This window comes from Streptomyces muensis, assembly GCF_021474425.1.
GTDB classification, from domain to species: domain Bacteria; phylum Actinomycetota; class Actinomycetes; order Streptomycetales; family Streptomycetaceae; genus Streptomyces; species Streptomyces muensis.
This window is the reverse complement of record NZ_JAKEIP010000597.1, coordinates 1-1,016: the sequence shown is the minus strand read 5'-3', so window position 1 is coordinate 1,016 and position 1,016 is coordinate 1. Positions and strand designations below refer to the sequence as shown.

The 1,016-nt window shown below is 75.1% G+C and carries 2 protein-coding genes; both read right to left on the bottom strand.

Annotated features, from left to right (window positions below):
* The coding region (locus L0P92_RS44625; protein ID WP_234768838.1) for an AzlD domain-containing protein at positions 1 to 182 on the bottom strand (182 nt) is incomplete at its 3' end.
* Positions 179 to 865 carry an AzlC family ABC transporter permease gene (locus L0P92_RS44620; RefSeq protein ID WP_234768837.1) on the bottom strand — a complete coding sequence of 229 codons (687 nt, stop codon included), beginning with the start codon at positions 863 to 865 and terminating at the stop codon, positions 179 to 181. The genes L0P92_RS44625 and L0P92_RS44620, both read right to left, overlap by 4 nt.
* Between the last annotated feature and the right edge of the window lie 151 nt (positions 866 to 1,016).

Below are 1,016 nucleotides of genomic sequence, written 5' to 3'. Positions count from 1 at the left end.
CCCCCGCCCTCGGTCAGCGCCCCCGTCGCCAACAGGGCCACCAGCAGGACGATCGCGCCCGCCGACAGCAGCTCCCGCACCCTCGGCGCAAGCGCCACCCGGCCGTGCAGCGCCGGGCCCACCAGCCGGAAGGCGTACGTCCCGACCGCCAGCGCCAGGATCATGGCCACCGTCGCGTTCATGCCGTACGCCCCCTGCCGCGCCCGTGTCCGACGAGCCCCGCCAGCGCCACCAGCACCGGCACCCCGGCCGGGACGGCGGGTGTCACCGCCAGCGCAAGACCGGCGCCGAGCAGCGCGCACCGTCGTACGGCCGGATCCGCGCGCAGGGCGGGCAGCACCAGGGCGACGAGGACGGCGGGGAAGGCCGCGTCCAGGCCGTAGGCGGCGGTGTCGCCGAGCGCGTCGCCGGCCAGCGCGCCGGCCAGGACGCCGAGGTTCCAGACGGCGAACAGGCCGAGCCCGGAGATCCAGAACGCCGCCCGCCGACGTGCCGGATCCGACTGGGCGAGGGCGAAGGCCACCGTCTCGTCGGTCACCAGGTGCGCGCCCAGGAGCCGGGCGAGGCGGCCGCGGCCGAGGATGTCCGCGACGGCGAGGCCGAAGGCCAGGGTGCGGGTGTTGAGCAGCAGCCCCGTCGCCGCGGCGGCCACCGGACCGCCCCCGGCGAGCAGCACCCCGACCGCGCTGAACTGGGCCGAGCCCGCGTACACGACCAGCGACATCACCACCGGCACCCACACGGGCAGCCCGCCGGCCACCGAGATGGCGCCGAAGGAGACGCCGACGACGCCGCTGGCCAGCCAGACCAGTGCGCTGTCGCGCACCAGGGGTGCCATCATCGGTGTTCGGAGTAGCGAACGCATGTTTTCTACAATGGACAGCAAGAGTCATGTTCGTCAAGGCGAACGAGCGTACCGATGGAGCGAACGCCATGTCCGACGCAGCGCCCCCGCCCTCCCGCCTGCCCCTCGACTGGATCGCGGCGTCCCTGCGGCGTGAGCGCGGCCGGACCGG